24 protein-coding genes are annotated in these 21,634 nt (G+C 68.1%); 14 read left to right on the top strand and 10 right to left on the bottom strand.

Translation table 11 applies throughout. The features are described from left to right. Positions 1-53: 53 nt before the first annotated feature. Entirely contained in the window at positions 54-860 is an 807-nt protein-coding gene (locus AC1DKQ_RS05415; RefSeq protein ID WP_476883016.1) for an IclR family transcriptional regulator domain-containing protein, read from the top strand. Between the two features lie 36 nt (positions 861-896). On the opposite strand, the gene AC1DKQ_RS05410 is transcribed toward AC1DKQ_RS05415, so the two are convergent. Then, a complete protein-coding gene (locus AC1DKQ_RS05410; protein WP_476883015.1) occupies positions 897-1,133 on the bottom strand; it encodes a hypothetical protein in 237 nt (78 codons plus the stop codon). Between the two features lie 173 nt (positions 1,134-1,306). Between AC1DKQ_RS05410 and AC1DKQ_RS05405 the strand changes: the two genes are divergently transcribed. Then, positions 1,307-2,257, top strand: coding sequence for a diacylglycerol/lipid kinase family protein (locus AC1DKQ_RS05405; protein ID WP_476883014.1), 951 nt, complete (start codon positions 1,307-1,309; stop codon positions 2,255-2,257). A gap of 36 nt (positions 2,258-2,293) precedes the next feature. Here the strand turns inward: AC1DKQ_RS05405 and AC1DKQ_RS05400 are convergent, their stop codons facing one another. Beyond that, a complete protein-coding gene (locus AC1DKQ_RS05400; RefSeq protein WP_476883013.1) occupies positions 2,294-3,175 on the bottom strand; it encodes an amino acid-binding protein in 882 nt (293 codons plus the stop codon). Positions 3,176-3,250: 75 nt separating this feature from the next. Continuing rightward, the gene (gene mscL / locus AC1DKQ_RS05395) at positions 3,251-3,751 is read right to left on the bottom strand and encodes a large conductance mechanosensitive channel protein MscL (protein ID WP_476918401.1); all 501 of its coding nucleotides are present in this window, start codon (positions 3,749-3,751) and stop codon (positions 3,251-3,253) included. A gap of 269 nt (positions 3,752-4,020) precedes the next feature. Here mscL and AC1DKQ_RS05390 point away from each other — a divergent pair, with 269 nt between their 5' ends. Beyond that, positions 4,021-5,103 carry an FUSC family protein gene (locus AC1DKQ_RS05390; RefSeq protein WP_476918400.1) on the top strand — a complete coding sequence of 361 codons (1,083 nt, stop codon included), beginning with the start codon at positions 4,021-4,023 and terminating at the stop codon, positions 5,101-5,103. On the opposite strand, the gene AC1DKQ_RS05385 is transcribed toward AC1DKQ_RS05390, so the two are convergent. Continuing rightward, positions 5,100-6,410, bottom strand: a complete 1,311-nt coding sequence (locus AC1DKQ_RS05385; protein WP_476918399.1) for an MFS transporter — start codon at positions 6,408-6,410, stop codon at positions 5,100-5,102. The genes AC1DKQ_RS05390 and AC1DKQ_RS05385 overlap by 4 nt on opposite strands. 133 nt (positions 6,411-6,543) lie before the next feature. Here AC1DKQ_RS05385 and AC1DKQ_RS05380 point away from each other — a divergent pair, with 133 nt between their 5' ends. The 5 genes from AC1DKQ_RS05380 (at position 6,544) to AC1DKQ_RS05360 (ending at position 10,185) form a co-directional block, all read left to right on the top strand. After that, positions 6,544-7,323, top strand: a complete 780-nt coding sequence (locus AC1DKQ_RS05380) for an IclR family transcriptional regulator (protein WP_476883009.1) — start codon at positions 6,544-6,546, stop codon at positions 7,321-7,323. An 87-nt stretch (positions 7,324-7,410) separates the two neighbouring features. Further along, entirely contained in the window at positions 7,411-8,601 is a 1,191-nt protein-coding gene (locus AC1DKQ_RS05375) for a 4-hydroxybenzoate 3-monooxygenase (protein ID WP_476918398.1), read from the top strand. 119 nt (positions 8,602-8,720) lie between these two features. Continuing rightward, on the top strand, positions 8,721-9,113 hold the full coding sequence (locus AC1DKQ_RS05370) for a nuclear transport factor 2 family protein (protein ID WP_476883007.1): 393 nt from the start codon (positions 8,721-8,723) through the stop codon (positions 9,111-9,113). Then, on the top strand, positions 9,110-9,343 hold the full coding sequence (locus tag AC1DKQ_RS05365) for an FAD-dependent oxidoreductase (protein ID WP_476918397.1): 234 nt from the start codon (positions 9,110-9,112) through the stop codon (positions 9,341-9,343). Before AC1DKQ_RS05370 ends, AC1DKQ_RS05365 begins: the two co-directional genes overlap by 4 nt. An 8-nt stretch (positions 9,344-9,351) precedes the next feature. After that, on the top strand, positions 9,352-10,185 hold the full coding sequence (locus AC1DKQ_RS05360) for an FAD-dependent monooxygenase (protein WP_476918396.1): 834 nt from the start codon (positions 9,352-9,354) through the stop codon (positions 10,183-10,185). Positions 10,186-10,225: 40 nt separating this feature from the next. Here the strand turns inward: AC1DKQ_RS05360 and AC1DKQ_RS05355 are convergent, their stop codons facing one another. From AC1DKQ_RS05355 to purB, 4 genes are all read right to left on the bottom strand, one after another. Further along, the gene (locus AC1DKQ_RS05355) at positions 10,226-10,660 is read right to left on the bottom strand and encodes an acyl-CoA thioesterase (RefSeq protein WP_377984215.1); all 435 of its coding nucleotides are present in this window, start codon (positions 10,658-10,660) and stop codon (positions 10,226-10,228) included. 96 nt (positions 10,661-10,756) lie between these two features. Then, positions 10,757-11,260, bottom strand: a complete 504-nt coding sequence (locus tag AC1DKQ_RS05350; RefSeq protein WP_377984214.1) for a GNAT family N-acetyltransferase — start codon at positions 11,258-11,260, stop codon at positions 10,757-10,759. Positions 11,261-11,345: 85 nt separating this feature from the next. Then, positions 11,346-12,017 carry a histidine phosphatase family protein gene (locus tag AC1DKQ_RS05345; protein WP_476883005.1) on the bottom strand — a complete coding sequence of 224 codons (672 nt, stop codon included), beginning with the start codon at positions 12,015-12,017 and terminating at the stop codon, positions 11,346-11,348. Then, on the bottom strand, positions 12,014-13,456 hold the full coding sequence (gene purB / locus AC1DKQ_RS05340) for an adenylosuccinate lyase (protein WP_476918395.1): 1,443 nt from the start codon (positions 13,454-13,456) through the stop codon (positions 12,014-12,016). Before purB ends, AC1DKQ_RS05345 begins: the two co-directional genes overlap by 4 nt. Positions 13,457-13,677: 221 nt before the next feature. On the opposite strand from purB, the gene AC1DKQ_RS05335 reads away from it, so the two are divergent. Together AC1DKQ_RS05335 and AC1DKQ_RS05330 are read left to right on the top strand one after the other, a co-directional pair. After that, positions 13,678-13,977: a hypothetical protein gene (locus AC1DKQ_RS05335; protein WP_476918394.1), complete on the top strand. Its 300-nt coding sequence runs from the start codon at positions 13,678-13,680 to the stop codon at positions 13,975-13,977. Further along, a complete protein-coding gene (locus AC1DKQ_RS05330; protein WP_476918393.1) occupies positions 13,977-15,494 on the top strand; it encodes a hypothetical protein in 1,518 nt (505 codons plus the stop codon). The genes AC1DKQ_RS05335 and AC1DKQ_RS05330 overlap by 1 nt, the downstream gene beginning before the upstream one ends. Here the strand turns inward: AC1DKQ_RS05330 and AC1DKQ_RS05325 are convergent. Next, on the bottom strand, positions 15,445-15,831 hold the full coding sequence (locus AC1DKQ_RS05325) for a phage holin family protein (protein ID WP_377984209.1): 387 nt from the start codon (positions 15,829-15,831) through the stop codon (positions 15,445-15,447). The genes AC1DKQ_RS05330 and AC1DKQ_RS05325 overlap by 50 nt on opposite strands. Before the next feature lie 106 nt (positions 15,832-15,937). Here AC1DKQ_RS05325 and AC1DKQ_RS05320 point away from each other — a divergent pair, with 106 nt between their 5' ends. The 4 genes from AC1DKQ_RS05320 (at position 15,938) to AC1DKQ_RS05305 (ending at position 20,994) form a co-directional block, all read left to right on the top strand. Then, entirely contained in the window at positions 15,938-17,056 is a 1,119-nt protein-coding gene (locus AC1DKQ_RS05320) for a histidinol-phosphate transaminase (RefSeq protein ID WP_476918392.1), read from the top strand. A 147-nt stretch (positions 17,057-17,203) separates the two neighbouring features. Next, positions 17,204-18,481 (top strand): thiamine pyrophosphate-dependent dehydrogenase E1 component subunit alpha, encoded by a 1,278-nt coding sequence (locus AC1DKQ_RS05315; protein ID WP_476918391.1) that lies wholly within the window; start codon positions 17,204-17,206, stop codon positions 18,479-18,481. Then, entirely contained in the window at positions 18,481-19,461 is a 981-nt protein-coding gene (locus AC1DKQ_RS05310; RefSeq protein ID WP_476882999.1) for an alpha-ketoacid dehydrogenase subunit beta, read from the top strand. The genes AC1DKQ_RS05315 and AC1DKQ_RS05310 overlap by 1 nt, the downstream gene beginning before the upstream one ends. A 9-nt stretch (positions 19,462-19,470) precedes the next feature. Next, on the top strand, positions 19,471-20,994 hold the full coding sequence (locus tag AC1DKQ_RS05305) for a dihydrolipoamide acetyltransferase family protein (RefSeq protein WP_476918390.1): 1,524 nt from the start codon (positions 19,471-19,473) through the stop codon (positions 20,992-20,994). A 156-nt stretch (positions 20,995-21,150) separates the two neighbouring features. On the opposite strand, the gene AC1DKQ_RS05300 is transcribed toward AC1DKQ_RS05305, so the two are convergent. Next, on the bottom strand, positions 21,151-21,489 hold the full coding sequence (locus AC1DKQ_RS05300; protein WP_476918389.1) for a hypothetical protein: 339 nt from the start codon (positions 21,487-21,489) through the stop codon (positions 21,151-21,153). Positions 21,490-21,634 lie beyond the last annotated feature (145 nt).

The raw sequence follows: 21,634 nt of genomic DNA, 5'->3' as shown, positions 1-21,634 counted from the left end.
GCGGCCGGATGACGTGTGCCCCGCTAAAGTGATGCGGGACCGAGAGGCGAGAAATGATTGAGCCAGCCAAGAGCGGCGGCGCGCCCGCGGCCAGCGACCAGTACGTGCAGTCGCTGGCGCGCGGGCTCGCCGTGATCCGTGCGTTCGACACGGATCACCCCAAAATGACGCTGACCGAGGTCGCGGCGCGGACCGAGCTGACCCGGGCCACGGCCCGGCGGTTCCTGCACACACTCGCGGAATTGGGCTATGTCCGCACCGACGGCAAGATCTTCGCCCTCACCGCCAAAGTGCTGCAGCTCGGCTACGCCTACCTGTCCGGGCTGTCCCTGCCGCAGCTGGCCCAGCCGCACCTGGAAGAGCTCTCGCTCGAACTGGGGGAGTCGACGTCGGCCGCGGTGCTCGAGGGCACAGACATCGCCTACATCGCCCGCGTGTCCACCCGGCGGATCATGACGGTCGGCATCACGGTGGGCACCCGTTTCCCCGCTTACGCGACGTCCATGGGCAGGGTGTTGCTCGCGGCCCTCCCGCCGGCCAAGCTGGAGGACTACCTTGCGGCCGCCGCGATCCAGGCCCTCACGCCGGGAGCCATCGGTACGCAGGCGGCCCTACTGGCGGAGCTGGACACGGTCCGAGCCCAGGGCTGGTGCCTGCTGGACCAGGAACTGGAGCTGGGCCTGATGTCCATTGCGGCGCCGGTCCATGACGGGCCCAAGGTGGTGGCGGCGATCAACGTCTCGCTGCAGGCCCAGGCGGTGTCCGCGCAGGCGGACCCCGAGGCCTACCTCAAAGCCGTGCGTGAGGCCACGGTGGCCACGGCCGAAGTCATCTCCGAGGACCTGACCTCGGGACGGTGAAACATAGTCCTGACCGGCTGTCTGGGAGGAGAGCCGTCAGGGTGCGGTGTCTGGTATGGGCTCTGTGGAAACCGTGATGGTGACGCCACCGGGCTCATCACTGATTTTCAGGTGCAAGTTCCTGCCCACCACCAGGGCATGGATGTCCTCGCTGTCATCGGGCGCGATTTGCTCGGCCAGCCGCGTGAGCGCCAGTGCCATCGCCCGGCCCCAGTCGTGGGGATCCATGCTGGATGATTCAGCCGTTGCTGAATACTTCTCTGGTTCAGTCATCTGCCCCCGCTTTCGGCGTCCGGAGTGCAGCCCCCGGAACATCACGAAGCCCAGTCTAGTGAGGTGGCGGAGCGCACGTCCACGATTTGGGCTGGCCCTGCGGAGGTTACGCAGGCACTGCGGCTAGGATTTCAGTTCGGGTACTACCTGGCCCAATTGCCCCTAAGGACGCCATGACAGAGAACAACACCGCGACTCCGGAGGCCCCGGACAGCGCAGCTTCCCGGCGCGCCGCCGTGGTTATCAACCCCATGAAGTCTCCCGGCAAAAGCTTCCGTGCCTCCTTCTTCCGCCTGTGCGAGACCCAGGGCTGGGCCGAGCCGCTGTGGCTGGAGACCACCAAGGAGGACACCGGGATTGGCCAGACGCGCGAGGCACTGGATGCCGGAGTCGACGTCGTGATCGCGGCGGGCGGGGACGGAACGGTCCGCTGCGTGGCGGAGGTCCTCGCGGGCACCGGAACGCCGATGGGCCTGGTGCCCCTGGGCACCGGCAACCTGCTGGCCCGCAACCTCGGCATCGACATCACCGACCCCGTGGCCGCCAGCTATGACGTCCTCAGTGGCGCGGACACCAAGGTGGACGTGGTCAAGGCCACCCTGGACCATGCCGAGAAGGAACACATCTTCCTGGTCATGGCCGGTCTCGGCTATGACGCCGCCATCATGGCCAACACCGTGGACGAACTCAAGGACCGCGTGGGCTGGCTCGCCTATGTCGAGGCGGGCATCCGGCACCTGCCGGGAAAGCCGATCAGGGCAAAAATCAGCATGGACGGCCAGCACGCCGTGCGGCGCCGGATCCGCAGCGTCATGGTCGGAAACTGCGGCAAGATCATGGGCGGTGTGGAGATCTTCCCCGACGCCAAGGTCGACGACGGCATCCTCGACGTCGTTATCCTCGCCCCCGTCGGCCGGCTCGGCTGGCTGGGCGTGCTGGCCGGCGTCTTCGGCCGGACCAACCCCAAGAACACGTCGGTGGAATACTTCGCCGGAAAGTCAGCGGAAATCGAGCTCGCCCACGAGCAGGACTTCCAGCTCGACGGCGACCCCCTCGGTAAGGCCAAGCACCTCAAAGTCACGGTGGAGCACGAGGCCCTGACCATCCGGATGACGGGCGTCTGACCCGGCCAGCCGCTTCGATTTCCGGCCCGGCCGGGGCTAGCGTGCCGCGGTCCGGTGCGCCAGGATCTCGGCGAGCTCGGCCAGCCGGTGCGCGCGGGCGGATTCGGCCGGCGTGAACGGCTCACCGGGCCGCGAAAACGCAATGGGCCCGTGCCACGCCGTAGGGATTTTCAGGATCGTCCCGTCCCCGCCCGTCCGTGGTGGCACTTCGGCGTTGCCGGCGGCCGGTCCCGGGATGATCCGTGCCCGCAGGAGTTCCGCGACGGCCAGCGGCAGCTCCTCCGGACTGGCGGCGATCCGGGCGGCCAAACTCAGTGCGCCGGTTTGCCCGTCGGCCATGGCCAGGGCGGTGGTCGGCCAGACATGCGGATCCGCTCCGCCGCCCGCCCGCAGCGCCCGGAGCAGCTCGGCTTCGCTCACCTCACCCGGTGCCGAGAGCACGAACTCGTCCAGCACGCCGCCGGCCACGGGGTGAACATGAATGCTGAGGATGTTCGTGTCCAGTCCGGCCAGGGCCTGCGTCAGTTTCTGCAGCGACCCGGGCTTGTCCCTCAGTACGGTCCGCGCCCGCCACAGGGCAGGTGCGGCGACCAGCCGTTTGCGGTGGCGGAGGGCCGGAGCATGCAGCCAGCCCCTGAGCATCCGGGCTGCCGAGGGTTCGGCCACCCAGATCACCAGGATGGTCGCGGTCATGGTCAGAACCAGGACCTTAGCAACGTATGGCAGGTGGGTTCCCACCACGGCCGCGTGGACCAGCAATTCAATCGGAAGCATCACGGCCACATTGGCCAAGGTCAGCCGCGCCTTGGTCGGTTCGGGCATCTGGCCACACACTTCGCAGCTCAACTCGGAGGCGGCGGGGGACTGGGGTTTGGCAGGGGTTCTGGCAAGGTTTTTGCCTGCGGCGGTGCGCGTCATGTTCCCATGATTCCGGCCAGCTGTTTCGGCCGGGTTGCCGCCGGGTGAAAGTTTCGGACGGGACGGGGCGGGGTTTTACGCCTGTTGGCGGCTTGCGACGCCGGCAGGGACGGCCGCCGGCGCGTTCCCGTCCGGGCGCTCCCCGGCGCGGGCGCGGCCGCCGTCGGACGCCGGACCAGCCAGCGTGGCCAGGAGGTCGCGGATCTCGGCCAGCAGCGCGGTGTCGGCAGGGATCGGCTTCTCCTCGGGCTCCGCGGCGTTGAGCCGGTTCTTGACCATCCGGTTGATCCGGTTCATTGGGGCCACGAAGATGAAATACACCACCGCGGCGGTGATGAGGAAGGTCAGGAAGGCCGTCACCACGGCGCCGATGTTGACGAAGGTCTTGTCGTTGCCCGGCCAGACGTAGAAGCCCAAGCCGTGGGTCTCGACGCCGCCGGCGGCAGCGAGGATCGGGTTGACGACGTTCGAGGTGAAGGCACTGACCAGGGCCGTGAACGCGGTGCCGACCACGACGGCGATGGAAAGTTCGATCACGTTGCCGCGCAGGATGAAATCCTTGAATCCTTTGAGCATTGGGAACCTCCGGTGTGCGTTGCTGGCTTGCTTCAACCGATAGACGCTACCACTTCGCGGGCGCCCGGCCGATCCCGATCAATGGATTCCGATGCCTGTGCTGCACCGTTCCGGCGTAGACTCCGACGTGGATGCCAGCGCCGCCGTCGTACCACTCCGACCGCTGCGAAAAGGAGCCCAACCCGTGAAGACACCCCCGTGAAGGCACTCCGTGAAGTCGTACCGCCGTGGAGCTGGCGCTGGGAGCCTGACGCTGTGAGGCCGGCGCGGTGAAGCTGTTCTCCGAGATGTTCACCATCGCCCCGGGCAATAAGGACCACCAGGTCGCCTTCCGCTGCGCTGTGGGGGTCTTTGTTCCGCTGATCACCCTGGTACTGCTGGGCCGCCTGGATCTGGCAATCTTCGCTTCCTTCGGAGCGTTCACCGGGATTTACGGCCGCAATGAGCCACACGCCAGGCGGCTGACCCTCCAGGTGCGGGGCGGTGGGCTGATGCTCCTGGTGATGTTCCTGGCCGCCCTCACGGCGCGCGTGGACGCCCTTGCCGGGCTTTCTGCGGCAGCCACCACCTGGGTCCTGGTGGTGGCCACCACGGTGATCGCGTGGGCCTGCTCCCTGGTTGTCGCGTGGTGGCGCCTGCGCCCTGCGGGTTCGCTGTTCCATATCTTTGCGTTCGCGGCCATCGCGTCGATCCCCAACCAGCCGCCGCTATGGCAGTGCATGCTCGTCGCGGTGCTCACAGTCGCGTTCTCCCTGCTGCTGGGCCAGTCCTCGCGGGTGGCCCGGAATCGCCGGACCCCGTGGGTGAATCCGAGTCCGGCGGGCCTCACGCCGGAGCAGAAGCGCATCGCGTGGCACGAAAGCTGGGGCTACCTCGTGGCGGCAGGCGTGGCGGGAACAGTGGGGACCCTGGCCGGGGAATGGCTGGGCATTGGCCACAATTACTGGGCGATGGTGGCCGCCGTCGTACCGCTCGTGGGCCACACCACCCGGCACCGTGTCAGTCGTGGCCTGCAACGCATCGCGGGCACCGCCCTGGGGCTGGTGCTGCTCGCCGGAATCCTGCTCCTGCAGCCGACGCCCTGGCAGACCGTGCTGGTGATCGCCGCATGCCAGTTCGGCGCCGAGATGTTCATCGCGCGGCAGTATCTGCTGGCGCAGGTTTTCGTCACGCCGCTGGCCCTGACGTCCACACTCCTCGTGGCACCCGTGCCGCCCGGCCTTTTGCTCCGCGACAGAATCGTGGAGACGATCATCGGTGCCGCCGTCGGCATCGCCGTCGTGCTGGCGCCCGGGGCGTGGCGCCGGCTGCAGGGCCGCCAGGGGGCGAGGACCCCCGGGCGCTTCTCCTAGGAGTGCCCCACGCTGGCGCCGGTGCGGGAGGCTGCCACGACGGTCTGCGGGACGAAGGCGAGGGCGAGGACCGCCAGGACTGCGGCGGCGGCGAAAACGTAGAAGCCCCACGGGTAGGCAATCCCGGCGGCGACCAGGGCGCCCGTGACGGCCGGGCCCAAAATGGCTCCCAGCCGACCCACGCCGGCGGCGAAGCCCAGGGCGGTCCCGCGGAGCCGGACCGGGAAGAGCTGGCTGACCCAGGCGTAAACCAGGACCTGGGAGCTGAAGACGAACACCCCGGTGACGAAGACGGCGGCGTAGAGCACCACTTCGTTCTGGATCTGGATGCTGAGTGCGGCGAGGAACACGGCGGAGAGACCGAACCAGAGCAGGACGATCCTCTTGGTGCCGTGCCGGTCCGCCAGGACCCCGGCGATCAGGAGACCCACGACGGCGCCCACGTTCAGGACCAGGAGCAGGGCGAGGCCGGCGTTCAGGCTGTAGCCGGCCGAGGCCATGAGCTGCGGCAGCCAGGTGTTCAGGCCGTAGACCAGAAGCAGCCCCATGAAGGACGCCACGGCCACGCCGGCTGCGATCAGCGGGTAGGGCTTCCGGCCCAGGTCCCGGAAGCTGGCGCGTTCTTCCGCTGCCGGAGCCGGGAGTGTGGCCGGCGCCGTTTCCGCGCGGACCGGTTTTCCGGCAGGCGTTGCGGCCGGGGACTTCACGGCCGCGGGGATGTGGATGACCGGCGGGAGGGTTTCCGGAAGCTTGAACCACAGGAAGGGGACCAGGGCAAGGCCGGCCAGGCCGCCCACCACGAACATGGTCCGCCAGCTGGGAATCACCATGAGGGCCAGGAACGCCGTGGCGACGGCGCCCACGTGGTAACCGGTCATCGTCCGGGTGGTGGACTTTCCGGCCGTTCCGGCAGGTGCGTAGTCGTTCATGTAGGCCAGCGCGGCGGGCAGGCAGGCGCCCAGGCCGAGGCCGGCGAGCAGCCGGAATGTGCTGAACCAGGCCACGCTCGGTGCGAAGACGACGGCGATCGTAAAGATGGAGAACCAGCTCACGCAGGCCACCAGCAGGTTCCGCCGGCCGAGGCGGTCCGAGAGCGGGGCGATGAAGAGCGCCCCGAGCCCCACGCCCACCAAGGAGATGGTCGCCGCGAACGTCGCCCCGACTGCGTCGAAGCCAAGTTCCTGCGACTTGATGAGGGTGGGAATGACCGTGCCGAGCACCACCAGGTCAAAGCCGTCCAGCACCATGGCCAGCCAGCAGAGCCACACGGGCCACCGTGATTTGTTTCCCAATGACGACATTGACATTGTTACCTCAGCGCTAGAATTTACGTGATTCCGGGCGGCCGGCCGGTGTTGGCGGGACCCTTCCTATTGTGAGAGTTCTATCACTCGAGGGTGTTGCGTGGGACACTAAAACCCATTCAATGGAAGGAAGAGCGTGGCCAATTCGAACTCCGGAGACTCGGTGGTGGACCGGATCCTGCGGCTGATTGCCGCCTTTCCGGAGGGTGCCGCCGTCCTGCAGCTCTCGGAGCTGGCCGCCCGGGCGGAGCTCCCGCTGACCACAGCGCACAGGCTGGTCCGGCAGCTGGCCGGGCACGGCCTGCTTGAGGTCGGCTCCGGCGGCTCCGTCAGCCTGGGCCTGCGGCTCTGGGAGCTCGCCAACCGCAGTTCCCCCACGCTTGAACTCCGCCAGGCCGCCCTGCCGTTCATGGAGGACATTCAGCAGGTGCTCCACCAAAACGTGAACCTCGCCGTGCTGGACGGCCGGGAAGCGCTCTTTGTGGAGCGGCTGTCCCGCCGCGGCTCCGTCGCCAACCGCGCGCAGGTGGCCGGCCGGATGCCCGTGCACGTGTCGTCCGCCGGACTGGTGCTCATGGCCAACCAGCCCCGAACCGTCCAGGCTGAGTACCTCGAAGGATTCAGCGATCCGACCGGACGGCTGGTCCCCGAAGACCTCCGCGCCCTCCTCGGCGAGGCCGCCCACCAGGGCTACGCGCAACTCGCCGGTGTCGTAGACCCTGACACATGGGGGATCGCCGTGCCCGTGCTGGACCGCAAGAAGCGCGCCGTCGCGGCCCTCGGCGTCGTCGTTCCCCTTCGCGAAGTGCGCCTCCAGGCGCTCGTTCCCGCCCTCCAGACCGCAGCCCGCGGGATCGGGCGGCGGCTTGGTGAGACCCGGCAGAGCACATCATTCCATTCAGCGGAATCATTGTAACGCGCATCACGCCTTCGGGAGCACACTGTAAGCCGGAAGACGACAACGGCCCCCGGTCCCCGGACCCCGCAGCGAAGCGAGACGCACATGGCACAGCGAAAAGTCATTAACACGCAGGTAGCCATCATGGGTGCCGGCCCGGCCGGGCTCATGCTGTCCCATTTGCTGGCCAAGGCCGGCATCGAATCCACCGTCCTCGAACTCCGCAGCCACCAGGAGATTTCCGAGACGGTCCGCGCTGGCATCCTGGAGCATGGCTCGGTCAACATGCTCGTCGACAGTGGTGTCTCCGACCGCGTGCTGCGCGACGGCGACCGCCATGACGGGATCGAGCTGCGCTTCAACGGCGAAAGCCACCGGATCGACTTCCAGGACCTCGTCGGGGAATCGGTGTGGCTCTACCCGCAGACGGACGTGTTCCTGGACCTCTCCGCGCGCCGAAAGGCCGACGGCGGGGATGTCCGGTACGGCGTCACGGACACCACCATCCATGGCCTCGAAGCCAAGCCCAAGGTCTGGTTTACGGATGCGGACGGCGCCGCGTACGAACTCCAGGCCGACTTCATCGCCGGCGCGGACGGTTCGCGCAGCCTCTGCCGCCACCAGATTCCCGAGGCGCAGCGCAAGTGGTACTTCCACGAATACCCCTTCGCGTGGTTCGGCATCCTGGCCGAGGCCCCCCGCAGTTCCGACGAGCTGATCTACGCCAACTCGGAGAACGGCTTCGCCCTGATCAGCCAGCGCACTGAAACGGTCCAGCGGATGTACTTCCAGTGCGATCCCAGCGAGGACGTCAACAACTGGGATGAGGATCGCATCTGGGACGCCTTCCGCAGCCGGGTCAACGGCAACGGCTTCGAGGTCAAGGAAGGGCCGGTGATCGACAAGACGGTCCTGAAATTCCGCAGCTTTGTCCACGCCCCCATGCGGCACGGCAACCTGTTCCTCGCCGGAGACGCCGCGCACACCGTGCCGCCCACCGGGGCCAAGGGACTGAACCTGGCGCTAAACGACGTCAAGGTCCTGTTTGAGGGCTTCGACAGCTTCTACGCCACCGGCTCCACCGCGCTCCTTGACGCCTACAGCGGGCGAGCCCTGGACCGGGTATGGAAGGCCCAGCAGTTCTCTTACTGGATGACCTCCATGCTGCACACCCCCGCTGACGCCGACGACTTCTCCCGCGCCCGCCAGCTTGGCGAACTTCATTCCGTGGTGTCCTCCCGCCCCGGCCGCGCCTACCTGGCGGAGGCCTACACGGGCTGGGCCGGAGCCAGCTAGGACCCCTCGCCGGGGCGCGCATTTTCCGTCGACAGGCACCGGGGTCAGGACTACCCTTGAACCGTCCCAGCATGACCCGACAAGCAGGACCGACAAGGATGACGGAGAGGTGTCCGACCATGGGAACCGCAGAGAATGTTGAACTGGTCCGGCGTGGATACACGGCCTTCAACGCAGGGGATATAGCGACCCTCAGCGACATGTTCGCGGAGGACGCAGTCTGGTACGTTGCCGGCAGCGGCGTGCTGTCCGGAGTCAAACAGGGCCGGGACGCGATCATGAGCTACTTCGGCGAGCTCGGCGCCCGATCCCAGGGTTCCTTCCAAGCCAACCTCGAGGACGTCGTCGGCGGTGAAAAGTACACCGTGGGCATTCAGCAGACGCAGGCCCAGGGCAACGGCAAGACCCTGAACATGGCCACCGTCATCACGTTTGTGGTCCGCGACGGAAAGATCGTGGAAGGGCGGGAGTTCTTCGAGGACACGGCCAAGGCAGACGATTTCTGGGCGTGACCGAACCGGCGCCGCCTGTTCCCGGCCGGCAGACGGTTTCCATCATCGGCGGCGGCATCGCCGGACTGGCCCTGGCAGCAAGCCTCGACCCCGCACGGTTCGACGTCACAGTCAACGAACAGCGCGACGGACTCCCGGCCGTCGGAACATCACTTGCAGTGTGGCCCGCGGCCCAGCGGGCCCTTGGCCGCCTAGGAATCCTGGACGCGGTCCGGGAGCGAGCCCGGTGATCGAGGGCATGAGCGTCCGCGCGGCTTCCGGCAGGCCGTGGACAGCGGCACAGGCGACTGGACTGATCGGCGTTTCCCGCATTGACCTCATCCGGCTGCTCGACGCCGCCGTCCCGGTCAGTGTGAGCCGGGCATCCGGCCGCATCGACGTCGTCCGGCCGGGTCCCGCCGGCCTTGTGGTGGGCGCCGACGGCGTCCACAGCTCGGTCCGCCGCAGTTGTTGGGGCGCCCGCTCCGGGGCGCGGCCCACACCATATCTCGCGGTCCGCGGCGTGGTTCCGGGACGGCTGTGGTGCGGGCACACGGGCGAATATTGGGGCCGGGGGCAGCTCTTCGGGATTGGTCCCGCGGCGGCCGGGACCAACTGGTACGCGGCGTTCCGCTCCGGCGCAGGACCCGGGAGCCAGGATGCGGCCGCCGTCCTGGAGGAAACACGCGCCCGCTACGCAGGCTACGCCCCGGGGATCCTCGAGGTCCTGGCCGCGGCAGTACCGCAGACATCCCTGGTGCAGCGGGTCTGGACGACGCCGCCGCTTGGCAGCTACGTCCGCCGCAGGGTGGCCCTCATCGGCGATGCCGCCCACGCGATGACGCCGAATCTTGGCAGAGGGGCCTGTGAAGCGCTGGTCGATGCCGTGACCCTTGCGGAGTTTCTCAATACCCGGCCCGTAGACGAGGCCCTGACGGCCTATAACCGGGCGCGCCACCTGCGCACGCAGGCGCTGCGGGCGGCGTCGTCGGCCGTGATGCGGCTGGCCCTGGCCGAACGTGGCCAGCCTGCAAGGGACGCGCTGGCCGGCATCATCGGATGCCGCTACCCCTCCGGTCCGGGCTCCGGCTAGCTCCTGGTTTTGGCTCCTGGTCCGGTTCCCCGTCCTGGGCCTAGTCCTGGTCCAGGGTCTCGGTCAGGTGGTGCGTCGGAATCCGGTCCCGGTCATAGGTGATTTCGGTGTAGCCATGCGGCTCGGGTTTCCCGGACGCGCTGAGGTTCACGAAGACAATCTCGTCAATGGTGAGGATGCTCCGGCGCGTGATCATGTTCCTGACTTCAGCGCGCATGGTCAGCGACGTCCGGCCGAACCGGGTCGCGGTCAGGCCCATTTCGATCAGGTCGCCCTGGACGGCTGAGCTGACGAAGTTGATTTCGGAGATGTACTTGGTGACGGCCCGGCCGTTGCCCAGCTGGAGGATGGCGTAAATGGCCGCCTCCTCGTCGATCCACTTCAGCAGGCTCCCGCCGAACAAGGTGCCGTTGGCGTTGAGGTCCTCGGGACGCACCCATTTGCGGGTGCGGAAAGTGATGTCGGCCGATTCCATAGTGCGAGGTTAGCCGAGTCCGCGGCAGCCGGCGCTGTGTGACGCAGCGTTCCCCCGGCGCCCGGCCTCCGGCGCCCGTTTCGCTGCCGCCGGGACCTACGCCATGGCGGTGTGCGCGGCGCTGTGCGAATCGATCGGCTTCGCGTAGCAGTAGGAGTGCACCACGCCGACATACGGCCCGAAGTTCGGCACGGACACAAAGCCCGAGTTCTCGTAGAACTGCCGTCCGTCGGTCTGCACCGAGCCGGCCTCCGCCGTCAGGGTGGTGACCCCCAGCGCGTGGGCGTGGGCTTCGAGCGCCGCGAGGATGGAGCTAGCCACCCCGGAGCCGCGGGTGTAGGGCAGCACGTAGAGGCGCTTGATTTCGGCGGTCTGGGCGTCCAGCATGCGAAGACCGCCGCAGCCCACCGGCTGGCCCGAGGCTTTGTCGTGCGCCACCAGGAACACCGCTGTGTCCGCTTCCGACGGCGGCGGTCCGGGTTCGTGGTCGGGCCGGCCAAAGCGCGCTTCGAGTTCCGCCTGCTGGGCGGCCCTCAGGTCCGCGCCGACGGGGTTTGCCCAAGTGACCTGACGGATGTTGAGCCGCGGGTTGGTCTGCATCACTGCCTCGATTCGCCGAAGTGTTATGCAATCCAAGGCTAGGCGCCAGCGGTTTCGGCCGTGTTTCCTGCCGGTAAGCGTTGCGCTACGCCGGACGGCCGGTGGGATCCTCCGCCGTCGGGTCCGCCAGGGCCAGGCCGCCCACGGGGCTGTCGTCCCAGTGGATGAGCTCCCAGCCGGCGTCGGGATCGCCGTCCAGCGCCACGATTCCGGTGTTGTCCAGCTCGTGCTTGATGGCAAAGTCCGGGTTGATGTTGGCCGCGCGCAAGCCGGCCCACACCCGGATGGCTGCGCCGTGGCTGACCACGGCCACGGATCCTGGGCCGCCCGCGTCGTTGGCCCGTTCCGCTACTGCGGCGATCGCGGCGTCGTAGCGTTCGAAGAAGTCCCGGCCGCTGGGACCGGCAGGCATCCTGCGGTCCAGATCGCCGTCCGCCCAGGAAAAAATGGTGGCCATGTACCGCTTGATCGATTCGCGGTCCGTCAGCTTCTCCAGCGCCCCGGCTTCGATCTCGTGAATGCCCTGCAGGACCTCGGTTTCCAGCCCGTGCAACCGGGCGAGGGGCGCGGCCGTGATCTGCGTCCGGACCAGGGTGGAAGCGTAGAGGGCATGGATCCGCTCGTTCGCCAGGGCGCGGGACAAGGCCTCAGCCTGCCGCTCCCCGAGTTCGGTCAGCCCGGGCCCCGGGTGCGCGGTGTCCAGCTGGCCGAGGACGTTCCCGGGCGTCTGGCCGTGGCGGATGAGCAGGAGCCTCATTTGAGGTGGTCCACCAACTGGTCCGCGATGCCGGTGTACTTGCCCGGAGTCAGGGCCAGCAGCCGGGCTTCGGCGTCGGGGGACAGGCCGAGGCCCTGGACGAATTCCTGCATCCGGGCAGCGTCCACGCGTTGCCCGCGGGTCAGGTCCTTGAGCCGCTCGTACGGGTTCTCCATGCCTTCGACGCCGGCGATGGCCTCGGCGCGCATGACCATCTGGATCGCCTCGCCGAGGACTTCCCAGTTGGTGTCCAGATCAGCGGCCAGCGCGTCCTCGGCAACCTTGAGCCGGTCCAGGCCCTTGGCGACGTTGGAGATGGCGAGCAGCGAGTGGCCGAACGCCACGCCGATGTTGCGCTGCGAGGAGGAATCGGTGAGGTCGCGCTGCCAGCGGGAGGTGACCAGGGTGGAGCCCAGCACGTCCAGCAGGCCCGAGGAGATCTCGAGGTTTGCCTCGGCGTTTTCGAACCGGATCGGGTTCACCTTGTGCGGCATCGTCGAGGAACCGGTGGCGCCTGCCACCGGAATCTGCACGAAGTAGCCGATCGAGATGTAGCTCCAGATGTCGGTGCAGACGTTGTGCAGGATGCGGTTGAAACGCGCGACGTCGGCATAGAGTTCGGCCTGCCAGTCGTGGCTTTCGATCTGGGTGGTCAGCGGGTTCCAGGCCAGGCCGAGGCCTTCGACGAAGCTCTTGGCGACGTGCTCCCAGTCGGCGCCGGGGACGGAGGCAACGTGGGCGGCGTAGGTGCCGGTGGCGCCGTTGATCTTGCCGAGGTATTCGGTCCGGGCAATCCGGTCCAGCTGCCGGCCAAGCCGGTGCGCCATGACGGCCAGTTCCTTGCCCAGCGTGGTCGGCGTGGCGGGCTGGCCGTGGGTGCGGGAGAGCATCGGCACGGCGCGGTTGTCCTCGGCCATGGCGCTGATCTGGGCAACCAGGGCGCGGGCAGCGGGCAGCCACACGTCCTCCACGGCGCCCTTGACGCCCAGGGCGTAGGAGAGGTTGTTGATGTCTTCGGAGGTGCAGCCGAAGTGCACCATGGCGGTCAGGTGATCGATCCCGATGCCCGGCAGGCGGCGGCCGATGTAGTACTCGACGGCCTTGACGTCGTGCACCGTCACGGACTCGATCTCGGCCAGTTCCGTGACCGAGCCGGCGTCGAACTCCGTGACGATCGCGCGCAACTGCTGCTGCTGTTCCGCCGTGAGCGGGCCGGCCCCGGGCAGGACGCTGTTGCCAGTCAGGTGGATCAGCCACTCGACCTCCACGGCCACGCGGTCGCGGTTGAGGGCCGCCTCGGAAAGGTAGTCCACCAGCGGCGCGACGGCGGACTGGTAGCGGCCATCCAGCGGGCCGAGCGCGATCTGGTGGTCGGACGCGGCGAGGGCCCGGCGTCCGGACGGCGTGCGGGTATCAGCTGTGGCGGCAGTTTCAGGCATGTGCCGATTCTTTCACGAAGTGCCGCCGGGCCTTAAGCGCACCGGTCCGTGTGACTTTGCCGGCCCGTACGGGATTGCTGTCCGGGGCGTTATCCACATAGCCGGTCGGCGCTCTTCAGCCGGTCCTGGCCGCAAGCTAGCGTCGGTTCATGAATAGCGGGATGACGCACGGCAGTTGGATGACGCACGGCAGTTGGATGTCACACGGACCGGGAGGCAGCGTGGCTGTTTTTGGCGTGACGGCCGCCGATGCCCTCCAGTGCGCGTCACGCAGTTATGAAGTCCAGCAGCTGGCCGCGCGCGTTTCGCGGTGCGCCGATGAGGCGGACGCGGTGCTGGCCGCCCTGGGCCGCCTTGAGCTGCAGACGTGGCAGTCGCCGGCCGGCCGCGCCTACCGGCTGGCCCTGTCCTTGCACGCGGCGGCGCTGCGCCGAAGCCGGGACTCCCTCCTCGATGCTGTTGCCGTGGTGCTCCGGCACGCCCGGAACGTGGCGCAGCCACCGGACCGGATGGGCCCCTGATGGCCGAGGTGACCCCGGCAGGTGCCGGCGGCACGCCGGGGGTGTCGGCGCAGCCGGCTGACGGCAGCCTGCGGATCCGGGGCGGAGTCGGCGGGGTGAGCTTCCAGTTTGAGGAACTGCTGGCCGGTGCTGCGGCACTGGACGGGCTGGTCCGGCAGTTGCAGTCGGTGGAAGTGGAGGCCGACGCCGCCCGGCGCGCGCTTTTCCCCTATCAGTCCGACTCGTACACCAGCGGCAGCAACGCCATCATCGCCGTGGGGGAAGCAGGCCGGGATGTCGGCCGCGTCCGGTCACAACTCCAGCGCATCGGCGACGACGTCCGCGCCAGCCACCGCGAGTACGAATACGCCGAGGCCCGGAATGCCCTGCTGCTGCGGATGGGGCTTCACGGCTCTGAGTACGGCTCTGAGTACGGCTCCGAATTCGGTGCCGCGCCGGCGCCCTTCGCCCTGCCAGAGGTGCGCGGCATCGTTGAAGACTGGATCGCCATGGCGCCCCGGAATCTCGCTGTGCTGCTCGGCCTGCCCGGGCCCCTGGCCGCCGTCGCCGGAGCCCTGAGCGGGCCCACTGACATCCGCCGCCTGGTCCGGGACGCCTCGGACGCGCCCGGGCTCACGTTCCTCAAGCCCCGGCCCGTCAGGATTGTGGGCCGCGAGACGTTTTCGGCCGACGTCGACCTCTCACCGGCCGGGCTGTTGCGCCGCGCCGGGGCGGTGGGGGAGGAGGGTGGCCGGATCGAGGTCATCGAGGTTGACGGCGCGACCCGGGCCCGGCCCGCGTGGGTGGTCATCATCCCCGGGACCCAGCAGGGCGGCCAGCCGGAAGGCACCAACCCCTTTGACCCCGCCGGAATCGCCGAGGCCCTGGGCTACGACTCGGCATGGACGGCAGCCGCCATCCGGCAGGCCTTGCAGCAGGCCGGAGCCGAGGCCGGCGACCAGCTTGTGGCTGTCGGCTACAGCCAGGGCGGGATCCATGCCATGAACCTCAGCAAAGACCGGGCGGCCCTGGACGAGTACGATCTCAAATTCGTGCTGACGGCGGGCTCGCCGGTGGGCGGGATCAGCCCGGGGCCGGGGATCCGCAGCCTGCACCTGGAACACGAACAGGATTGGGTGCCGGGAGCGGACGGACTGGCCAACCCGGACACCCGGAACCGGGTGACCGTGACCCTCACCAACCCGCTAGCCGTGCCGCCGCTGCAGGACTTCGGCCTGGGTCCCGGGCACCGGCTGGAGAATTACGCGGACGGGGCAGCGCTCGTCTCGGCAAGCCGGGACAACACCCTGCAGGACTCGACGGCTGCGCTGGCCGCAGTGGTGGGAACCGGCGGGGCGGCGACGGTGACCCGGTTCGCGCTCCGGCGCGAGGCCCGGCCGGCATCACAAGGAATGCCGGCACCGCGGGGAACATCCGCGGCCCCCGGGCCGCCCGCGGGTTCTGGACCGCGGCAGGGCCCGGGAGCCTCTAGCGGTCGAGGGCGGGAAGGAAGCTGGCCACGAGGGACACCGCGCTGATGATGATGGCGGCGAACACGGCCGTCCAGAAGAACGAGTCGATGGTGAAGTGCACGGTGGTGTAGCTGCTGATCCAGGACGTCAGGTAGAGCATCGCCGCGTTGATGACCACCGTGAACAGGCCCAGGGTCAGGATGGTGATCGGCAGCGACAGGATGCTGACGATTGGCTTGACGAAGGCATTGACCAGGCCGAAGATCAGGCCGATGAACAGGTAGCCCAGGATGAGGCTGATGGTGCCGTCGCTCTGGGTGGAAATATCCAGCCCGGTGAGGATCCAGCAGGCGATCGCCAAGGCCAGCCCGTTGATGATGACTCGTACGATGAATGAGCGCATGGCCCCATGCTGTCATACGCCCAGCGACGGCGGCAGGGACCATCTTCCCCTTTGTTGCGGCGGCCATCCCCCAACAGCACTAGCGACCCGAAGTAGGCTAGTTGGCATGACTTCATCAGAGAACCCGGCCGGGGGCATCAGGCCCCGTCCGGTGGTAGACCTCCTTCCCCGCTACGCGGCCGGCAAACCGCCCGTCCCCGTGGAAGGCCTGGTCAGTTACAAGCTGTCCTCCAACGAAAACCCCCTGCCCCCGATCCCTGCAGTGCAGCAGGCCATCGCGGCGCAGACCGACTTCAACCGCTACCCCGATCCGCTCAGCAGCAAGCTACGCGAATCGCTCGCCCGCTTCCTGGACGTTCCCGCCGAGGACATCGTCACGGGCGCCGGCAGCCTGGGCGCCCTCAACCAGCTGCTGGCCACGTTCGCCGGCCAGAACGACGACGGCAAGGCCGACGAAGTCATTTACGCCTGGCGCTCGTTCGAGGCCTACCCGATCTGTGTTGGGCTGGCGGGCGCCGAGAGCGTCCGGATCCCGCTGACGGCCGAGGGGCGCCATGACCTGGACGCCATGGCCGCCGCAGTGACCGCCCGGACCCGGATGATCCTGCTGTGCACGCCCAACAACCCGACCGGACCCATCCTGACCACGGAGGAAACGGAGCGCTTCATCAACGCCGTTCCGGCCGACGTCGTGGTGGTCATCGACGAGGCCTACCAGGAATTCGTCCGCGCCGGCGACGCCGTGGACGGCATCGCCATGTACCGGAAGTACCCCAACGTCGTCGTCCTCCGGACGTTCTCAAAGGCGCACGGCCTCGCCGGACTCCGCGTGGGCTACAGCGTCTCCCGGCCCGACCTGACGCAGCACCTGCGGGTAGCCGCGACACCATTCGCGGTGTCCCAAATCGCGGAGACGGCTGCCGTCACGTCGATCGAGCATTTCGCTGATGTTGTAGAAAGGGTACAAAGCCTGGTGGACGAGCGGGACCGGGTCACGGCCGGACTCCGGGAGCTCGGATGGTTCGTTCCGGAGGCCCAAGGCAACTTTGTCTGGCTCAATTTAGGCGCAGACAGTGCGGAGTTCGCCGCCCTGGCTGCCGAGCGGGCATTGTCCGTGCGCGCCTTCGGCAACGAGGGCGTCCGGGTCAGCATCGGCGAAACGGAAGCCAACACCCGGTTCCTGGAGCTCTGTGCGATCTATACAAAGCCGCCACAGCGTTCCTAGCGCTTAACACGGCACGATCGGTCCGCCCTGTGCGGATAAAGTAAGGACCAGTAAGCCAAAATATATGCCGGATACGGAATGTATTCCCAGTCCGGCATATATCCCAGCGATTGCGGCGCATTCGGATGCGGCAAGCAAGGAGACGGTATGGGCGCCACACATCTGCCCTCTACCGAGTTCAACGGAACCGAGATGGATGACCAGCTCGAGGCGGAGGCGGAAGCCCAATTGGGCGCCCCGGCCGAACCGATGGTGCAGTTGCTGGCCCCTGACGGCACCTTGGGCTCGGATCCGGTTTTCTCAAAGTACGCCGAGAAGCTGGATCCGGCCATGCTGCGCGGGTTCTACGCGGACATGGCCAAGATCCGCCGCTTCGACGTGGAAGCCACTGCCCTGCAGCGGCAGGGCCAGCTGGCCCTGTGGGTTCCGCTGACGGGACAGGAAGCCGCCCAGATCGGCTCCGGCCGGGCCAGCCAGCCGCAGGACTACATCTTCCCGACCTACCGCGAGCACGGCGTGGCCCTGACACGGAACGTGGACCTGGCCGAGCTCTTGCGTCAGTTCCGCGGCGTCTCCAACGGCGGCTGGAACCCGAAGGACACGAACTTCCACCTCTACACGCTGGTCCTGGCCGCCCAGACCCCGCACGCCGTCGGTTACGCCATGGGCATCCAGCGGGACCAGAAGCTGGCAGCCGCCAACGCCGTGGCCGGCGGGGAAGCAGGACAGGCCGTGGAGCCGAAGGCCGCCGTCATGGTGTACTTCGGCGACGGCGCCAGCTCCGAAGGGGACGTCCATGAATCCATGGTGTTCGCCTCCTCCTACCAGGCGCCCGTGGTCTTCTTCTGCCAGAACAACCACTGGGCCATCTCGGTGCCGAGCTCCGTGCAGACCCGCATCCCGCTCGCCAACCGCGCCAAGGGCTACGGTTTCCCCGGCATCCGGGTGGACGGCAATGACGTGATCGCCGTCCACGCCGTCACCGAGTGGGCGCTGGAGCAGGCCCGCGAAGGCAACGGTCCGGTCCTGATCGAGGCCTTTACCTACCGGGTCGGGGCGCACACCACGGCCGATGACCCCACCAAGTACCGCGAATCCGCCGAGGAAAGCCTGTGGCGGGCCAAGGACCCCCTGGAACGGCTGGAGAAGTATCTCCGCGCCGAGGGCCTCGCGGACGACGCCTTCTTCAACCAGGTCAAGGCCGACGGCGACGAGCTCGCAGCCTACGTCCGCAAGACCACCTACGACCTCGAAACCCCGGACATCCGGACTGCCTTCGCCAATACGTATGTGGAGGCCCATCCGCTGGTGGCCGAGGAACTGGCCTGGTTCGAGGAATACAGCGCAGGGTTCGCCGACGCCGAAACCGGACAGGCAAAAGCAGATCCGGCACAGGCGGAGCGGACAGACAGGGCGGCCCAGTAATGACCACCATGACCATTGCCAAAGCCATCAACGAGGGCCTGCGGGCCACGTTGAAGAACAACCCCCGCTCGCTGCTGATGGGCGAGGACATCGGGGCCCTCGGCGGCGTCTACCGGGTCACCGACGGTCTGATCACCGAGTTCGGCGCCGACCGCGTCGTGGATACCCCGCTGGCCGAATCCGGCATTATCGGCACCGCGATCGGCCTCTCCCTGCGCGGTTACCAGCCTGTCTGCGAGATCCAGTTCGACGGCTTCGTCTTCCCGGGGTTCAACCAGATCACCACCCAGCTGGCCAAAATGCACTCGCGCAGCAACGGCAACCTGACCGTTCCTGTCGTCATCCGGATCCCGTACGGCGGCGGCATCGGCTCGATCGAGCACCACTCCGAATCGCCGGAGGCGCTGTTCGCCCACACGGCCGGCCTGCGCATCATCACGCCGTCCAATCCGCACGATGCCTACTGGATGATCCAGCAGGCCGTCGACTGCCAGGATCCCGTCATCGTTTTCGAACCGAAACGCCGCTACTGGCTCAAGGGCGAGGTCGACACCGAGACCCCCGGCGCGTCCGCGGACCCCTTCAAGGCCCATGTGCTCCGCGAGGGAACCGACGCGACCGTCGTCGTTTACGGGCCGCTGGTGCCTGTGGCCCTGGCAGCGGCGGAGGCCGCCGCCGAGGACGGCCACAGCGTCGAGGTCATCGACCTCCGCTCCATCTCGCCGATCGACTTCGACACCGTCACGGCATCGGTCCAGAAGACCGGCCGGCTGATCGTGGCCCACGAGGCCCCCACCTTCGGCGGCATTGGTGGCGAAATTGCCGCCCGGATCAGCGAACGGGCATTCCATTCGCTGGAGGCCCCCGTCATCCGCGTCGGAGGATTCCACATGCCCTATCCCGTGGCCAAGGTCGAAGAAGACTACCTGCCGGACATCGACCGCATCCTTGAGGCGCTGGACCGCGCCCTGGCGTACTGACGAGGACCCATGACGCTCAACAAGTTCAACCTTCCCGACGTCGGCGAAGGGCTGACCGAGGCCGAAATCGTCGCCTGGAAGGTCAAGCCCGGCGACGCCGTGGCCATCAACGACGTCCTGTGCGAGATCGAGACGGCCAAATCCCTGGTGGAACTGCCCTCGCCGTTCGCCGGGACGGTCACGGAACTGCTGGTTCCCGAGGGAGTCACGGTGGATGTCGGCACGCCGATCATCAGTGTGAGCGACGCCGTCGCCGCCCCGGAACCGGCCGCGCCGGCACCTGCTGCCGCGGCCGCTCCCGCCCCGGAGCAGGCCGCCGCGGCGCCCATGTACGGCACGCTGCCGGCTGACACCTCCGACGCCGGCGAAGCCGCCGGGCGCCCCGCCGGTGGCCCGCTTGTGGGCTCCGGTCCCAAGGCCGACGCCGTCAAGCGCCGCCGGCGGATATCCGCCCCGGCGGCCACGGCCGGCCCCGGCGCTGCCGCCCCGATGGTCGAGCCTGTGGAGCCCGTGGAGGCCCACGACATCTGGATCAGCCCGGTCGCCGTCGGCAACCCGGCTGCAGAGGCCTCCGGCCCGGCGGACTCCGTTGACCTGCGCCCCACGCTGGGCGGTGCCATCAGCGGCCTGGTCGGCAAGGTGCTGGCCAAGCCGCCGGTCCGCAAGATCGCCCGGGACCTCGGGATCAACCTGGCTGACGTCGTCCCCACTGGCGCCCGCGGTGAAGTGACCCGTGAGGACCTGGTGAGCTACCAGGCCCAGCGTGACGCCGAGGTGGACAAGGCGGACTCGTTCTGGGGCAAGTCCGGCCGCCCGCAGGACCAGCGGATCGAGCGGATCCCGGTCAAGGGGGTCCGCAAGGCCACCGCGAAAGCCATGGTCGAATCGGCTTTTGCGGCGCCGCACGTCAGCATCTTTGTGGACGTCGACGCCAGCCGCACCATGGAATTCGTCAAGCGCCTGAAGGCCTCCCGCGACTTCGAAGGCATCAAGGTCTCCCCGCTGCTGATCCTGGCCAAGGCGGTCATTTGGGCGGCAGCGCGAAACCCGAGTGTCAACGCCACCTGGGTGGACAACCCGGACGGCAGCGATTCCGCGGAGATCCACGTCAAGCACTTCATGAACCTGGGCATCGCGGCCGCCACGCCCCGCGGACTGATGGTGCCGAACATCAAGAACGCCCAGGACCTTTCGCTCAAGCAGTTGGCTCTGGCCCTGAACGAGCTCGCCACCACGGCGCGCGCCGGCAAGACCCAGCCCGCCCAGATGCGGGGCGGCACGCTCACCGTGACCAACATTGGCGCCCTCGGGATCGACACCGGCACGCCGATCATCAACCCGGGCGAGGTCGCGATCGTGGCGTTCGGCACCATCAAGCAAAAGCCCTGGGTCCTGGACGGCGAAGTTATTCCGCGCTGGATCACCACTCTCGGCGGCTCATTCGACCACCGGGTGGTGGACGGTGACCTTTCGGCCCGTTTCATGGCCGACGTCGCCGCCATCCTGGAGGAGCCGGCCCTGCTGCTGGATTGACGCTGCCCGCGGACCGCCGCCCGCCACGTTCCTTCCCAGTTACATCGGCTCCCGCAGCCGTGCGCCCGCGGGATACCGCGGTTTCCCCGGCCGCCGCGATGTCCCGCGGCCGGCAACTGGGACGGAGCGTTGGACCCGCGCCCGCGGCCGGGCGGCTCAGTATCCCGAGTACGCGGTCAGTATCTGAACCATCGCGGGATCGCCACTCATGCCTGCGACGGCGGCCGAGCCGGCAAGCATCAGGCTCCCGAGCCCCGCGCCGCACGCGCTGATCGCGGTGAGGAACTTCCAGTCGTCCCGGAGCACGCTGCGCAGGGTGTCGGGCATGCGCAGGCCCGGGGCAATCACGTTGGGGGCGCTGTCGGTTGATCCGTCGTCCAGGAACGCGACAACGCGGCCGGCGCTGCGGTCCACGCGCATGGCGCTGATGTGGTTGCCGTGCCGGGCCAGGAGGATGTCGTGGCCAACCAGCTGGCGGCGCTGAAGAGCGATCATGGGGGTTCCCTTGGGTAGATGGGTTCTTGGATGTCCGCACCATCGCAGGGCACTTCCCATTTTATCGGGCGGCCCTGTTCCGGACGGCCCTACGGGCGGTGAGGCTGCCCACGGGAGGGGGTGATCCTGATCAAGTTTCGATTCA

The organism is Arthrobacter sp. 05L421, from assembly GCF_056397785.1.
Note: the sequence above shows the minus strand (reverse complement) of the source record. Positions and strands in the feature narration are given on the sequence as shown.

What these genes read in the sequence shown, in the direction of transcription:
- AC1DKQ_RS05415 (WP_476883016.1), top strand. Translation starts at nt 54, where the DNA reads ATGATTGAGCCAGCCAAGAGCGGCGGCGCGCCCGCGGCCAGCGACCAG.
- AC1DKQ_RS05410 (WP_476883015.1), bottom strand. Translation starts at nt 1,133, where the DNA reads ATGACTGAACCAGAGAAGTATTCAGCAACGGCTGAATCATCCAGCATG.
- AC1DKQ_RS05405 (WP_476883014.1), top strand. Translation starts at nt 1,307, where the DNA reads ATGACAGAGAACAACACCGCGACTCCGGAGGCCCCGGACAGCGCAGCT.
- AC1DKQ_RS05400 (WP_476883013.1), bottom strand. Translation starts at nt 3,175, where the DNA reads ATGACGCGCACCGCCGCAGGCAAAAACCTTGCCAGAACCCCTGCCAAA.
- mscL (WP_476918401.1), bottom strand. Translation starts at nt 3,751, where the DNA reads ATGCTCAAAGGATTCAAGGATTTCATCCTGCGCGGCAACGTGATCGAA.
- AC1DKQ_RS05385 (WP_476918399.1), bottom strand. Translation starts at nt 6,410, where the DNA reads ATGTCAATGTCGTCATTGGGAAACAAATCACGGTGGCCCGTGTGGCTC.
- AC1DKQ_RS05375 (WP_476918398.1), top strand. Translation starts at nt 7,411, where the DNA reads ATGGCACAGCGAAAAGTCATTAACACGCAGGTAGCCATCATGGGTGCC.
- AC1DKQ_RS05370 (WP_476883007.1), top strand. Translation starts at nt 8,721, where the DNA reads ATGGGAACCGCAGAGAATGTTGAACTGGTCCGGCGTGGATACACGGCC.
- AC1DKQ_RS05360 (WP_476918396.1), top strand. Translation starts at nt 9,352, where the DNA reads ATGAGCGTCCGCGCGGCTTCCGGCAGGCCGTGGACAGCGGCACAGGCG.
- AC1DKQ_RS05355 (WP_377984215.1), bottom strand. Translation starts at nt 10,660, where the DNA reads ATGGAATCGGCCGACATCACTTTCCGCACCCGCAAATGGGTGCGTCCC.
- AC1DKQ_RS05350 (WP_377984214.1), bottom strand. Translation starts at nt 11,260, where the DNA reads ATGCAGACCAACCCGCGGCTCAACATCCGTCAGGTCACTTGGGCAAAC.
- AC1DKQ_RS05345 (WP_476883005.1), bottom strand. Translation starts at nt 12,017, where the DNA reads ATGAGGCTCCTGCTCATCCGCCACGGCCAGACGCCCGGGAACGTCCTC.
- purB (WP_476918395.1), bottom strand. Translation starts at nt 13,456, where the DNA reads ATGCCTGAAACTGCCGCCACAGCTGATACCCGCACGCCGTCCGGACGC.
- AC1DKQ_RS05330 (WP_476918393.1), top strand. Translation starts at nt 13,977, where the DNA reads ATGGCCGAGGTGACCCCGGCAGGTGCCGGCGGCACGCCGGGGGTGTCG.
- AC1DKQ_RS05325 (WP_377984209.1), bottom strand. Translation starts at nt 15,831, where the DNA reads ATGCGCTCATTCATCGTACGAGTCATCATCAACGGGCTGGCCTTGGCG.
- AC1DKQ_RS05320 (WP_476918392.1), top strand. Translation starts at nt 15,938, where the DNA reads ATGACTTCATCAGAGAACCCGGCCGGGGGCATCAGGCCCCGTCCGGTG.
- AC1DKQ_RS05315 (WP_476918391.1), top strand. Translation starts at nt 17,204, where the DNA reads ATGGGCGCCACACATCTGCCCTCTACCGAGTTCAACGGAACCGAGATG.
- AC1DKQ_RS05310 (WP_476882999.1), top strand. Translation starts at nt 18,481, where the DNA reads ATGACCACCATGACCATTGCCAAAGCCATCAACGAGGGCCTGCGGGCC.
- AC1DKQ_RS05305 (WP_476918390.1), top strand. Translation starts at nt 19,471, where the DNA reads ATGACGCTCAACAAGTTCAACCTTCCCGACGTCGGCGAAGGGCTGACC.
- AC1DKQ_RS05300 (WP_476918389.1), bottom strand. Translation starts at nt 21,489, where the DNA reads ATGATCGCTCTTCAGCGCCGCCAGCTGGTTGGCCACGACATCCTCCTG.